The sequence below is a fragment of the Paenibacillus sinensis genome, assembly GCF_019904155.1.
Classification (GTDB): domain Bacteria; phylum Bacillota; class Bacilli; order Paenibacillales; family Paenibacillaceae; genus Paenibacillus_AQ; species Paenibacillus_AQ sinensis.
In genome coordinates this window covers 1-2050 of the sequence record NZ_JAHCMB010000135.1, presented here as the reverse complement: position 1 = coordinate 2050, position 2050 = coordinate 1, and the positions used below count along the sequence as shown (strand labels likewise).

Genomic DNA, 2050 nt, shown 5'->3' with positions numbered 1-2050 from the left:
CACAGGACTCATTCCCATGCCGTTTTGGTTCCAATTTCTATTGTCGTTCTTGTCTTTGAGCTAAACTTAATGACATTGCTGCAACACAGAGGTCTTTTTGACGCAGTAAGCGGGTGATGGGAATCGAACCCACGCTATCAGCTTGGAAGGCTGAAGTTCTACCATTGAACTACACCCGCAAATATAAGGAAAATCGGGATGACACGATTCGAACATGCGACCCCCTGGTCCCAAACCAGGTGCTCTACCAAGCTGAGCTACATCCCGTTATAAAGAGTAAAGGTGAAACTAGGATCATTCAATGATGTTATAGATGGCGCGCCCTGAGAGATGCGGACACTTCGTGTCCGACTGCGAAGCAGTCCTAACGAAGCCTATGCTCCGACGAACTCTTCCGTTCGAATCAGGTGACGCTTGAATCATTCAATGATGTATAGATGGCGCGCCCTGAGAGATTCGAACTCCCGACCTTTTGATTCGTAGTCAAACGCTCTATCCAGCTGAGCTAAGGGCGCATCTATATGGAGCGGACGACGGGAATCGAACCCGCGACCCTCGCCTTGGCAAGGCGATGCTCTACCGCTGAGCCACGTCCGCGTATTAAGATGGTGCGGTCGAGAGGACTCGAACCTCCACGGGGGGTTAGCCCACACGGACCTGAACCGTGCGCGTCTGCCAATTCCGCCACGACCGCATATAACGATGGTGAGCCATGAAGGACTCGAACCTTCGACACCCTGATTAAAAGTCAGGTGCTCTACCAACTGAGCTAATGGCTCGCATATAATGGCTGGGGATATAGGATTCGAACCTATGCGTGACGGAGTCAAAGTCCGTTGCCTTACCGCTTGGCTAATCCCCAATAAAACGGACTTGCCTGTAAGTTAATGGGGCGATCGATGGGACTTGAACCCACGAATGCCGGAGCCACAATCCGGTGCGTTAACCCCTTCGCCACGACCGCCATGCACTAAAGATGGTTTGAAAGGCTGTGTAAATCAGGTAAAACAAATGGCGGAACCGACGGGATTCGAACCCGCGATCTCCTGCGTGACAGGCAGGCATGTTAGGCCTCTACACCACGGTTCCACGTTTAAGTACTGCTGGGGTCCCCGGAAAGTAATCGGAATACGCTACAAAGCATATCTTCACTTTTTGGGGATAATTGCGGGGGCAGGATTTGAACCTGCGGCCTTCGGGTTATGAGCCCGACGAGCTACCGGGCTGCTCCACCCCGCGTCAGTAAAAGTATAAAGTTGTTATAAGCTCCCCGAAAGCAATCGGAATTCCTTCACTTTTGGGGGATGGTTTATGGTGGAGGCTGAGGGGATCGAACCCCCGACCCTCTGCTTGTAAGGCAGATGCTCTCCCAGCTGAGCTAAGCCTCCATATTGGTGACCCGTAGGGGATACGCCTCGCAAGCGAGCCGACTGCGATGTATTCCTTACGATGTCATGCTCCGACGAATCTTTGGGGTTCTCACCCCCATTCGAAGAAGCAGATATGACCCGTAGGGGATTCGAACCCCTGTTACCTCCGTGAAAGGGAGGTGTCTTAACCCCTTGACCAACGGGCCGCGCTAATTAAAGAATGTTGCTTCCTTCATACGAATCCGGAAAATCCAACGGAGAGAGAGGGATTCGAACCCTCGAGACGCTTTTGACGCCTACACGATTTCCAATCGTGCTCCTTCGGCCAACTCGGACACCTCTCCATGATAGGTAAGGTACCCCGGAAAGCAGTAAGCTAAACATTTCTGTTTTACTTTTGCCTTCCGGAAAGTAACTCCCCGAACAGGACTCGAACCTGTGACAACTCGATTAACAGTCGAGTGCTCTACCAACTGAGCTATCAGGGACCATGGTGGGCCTTAGTGGACTCGAACCACCGACCTCACCCTTATCAGGGGTGCGCTCTAACCAGCTGAGCTAAAGGCCCTTTTTGGACACTATGTATTTAACTTTTGATTATCCGCTTGGCAGCTTCCTACTCTCCCAGGACCCTTCGGTCCAAGTACCATCGGCGCTGGAGGGCTTAACGGTCGTGTTCG

At 52.0% G+C, this 2050-nt stretch carries 15 tRNA genes and 1 rRNA gene; all 16 read right to left on the bottom strand.

What is annotated here, in order from left to right:
• Positions 1-108 precede the first annotated feature (108 nt).
• Positions 109-179 (bottom strand) — tRNA-Gly (locus KIH86_RS15615).
• Between the two features lie 14 nt (positions 180-193).
• Positions 194-267, bottom strand: a tRNA-Pro gene (locus tag KIH86_RS15610).
• Between the two features lie 171 nt (positions 268-438).
• Positions 439-515 (bottom strand) — tRNA-Arg (locus KIH86_RS15605).
• A 7-nt stretch (positions 516-522) separates the two neighbouring features.
• A tRNA-Gly gene (locus tag KIH86_RS15600) sits at positions 523-597 on the bottom strand.
• A 9-nt stretch (positions 598-606) separates the two neighbouring features.
• A tRNA-Leu gene (locus tag KIH86_RS15595) sits at positions 607-694 on the bottom strand.
• A 9-nt stretch (positions 695-703) separates the two neighbouring features.
• Positions 704-779: transfer RNA gene (locus KIH86_RS15590), tRNA-Lys, on the bottom strand.
• An 8-nt stretch (positions 780-787) separates the two neighbouring features.
• Positions 788-862: transfer RNA gene (locus tag KIH86_RS15585), tRNA-Gln, on the bottom strand.
• Positions 863-888: 26 nt separating this feature from the next.
• Positions 889-964 (bottom strand) — tRNA-His (locus tag KIH86_RS15580).
• Positions 965-1012: 48 nt separating this feature from the next.
• Positions 1013-1089: transfer RNA gene (locus KIH86_RS15575), tRNA-Asp, on the bottom strand.
• A 76-nt stretch (positions 1090-1165) separates the two neighbouring features.
• A tRNA-Met gene (locus KIH86_RS15570) sits at positions 1166-1239 on the bottom strand.
• 73 nt (positions 1240-1312) lie between these two features.
• Positions 1313-1388 (bottom strand) — tRNA-Val (locus KIH86_RS15565).
• Between the two features lie 116 nt (positions 1389-1504).
• Positions 1505-1576: transfer RNA gene (locus tag KIH86_RS15560), tRNA-Glu, on the bottom strand.
• Positions 1577-1625: 49 nt separating this feature from the next.
• A tRNA-Ser gene (locus KIH86_RS15555) sits at positions 1626-1714 on the bottom strand.
• Between the two features lie 71 nt (positions 1715-1785).
• A tRNA-Asn gene (locus KIH86_RS15550) sits at positions 1786-1858 on the bottom strand.
• Between the two features lie 3 nt (positions 1859-1861).
• Positions 1862-1938: transfer RNA gene (locus KIH86_RS15545), tRNA-Ile, on the bottom strand.
• A gap of 35 nt (positions 1939-1973) precedes the next feature.
• Positions 1974-2050, bottom strand: a 5S ribosomal RNA gene (rrf, locus tag KIH86_RS30280); the annotation flags it as partial.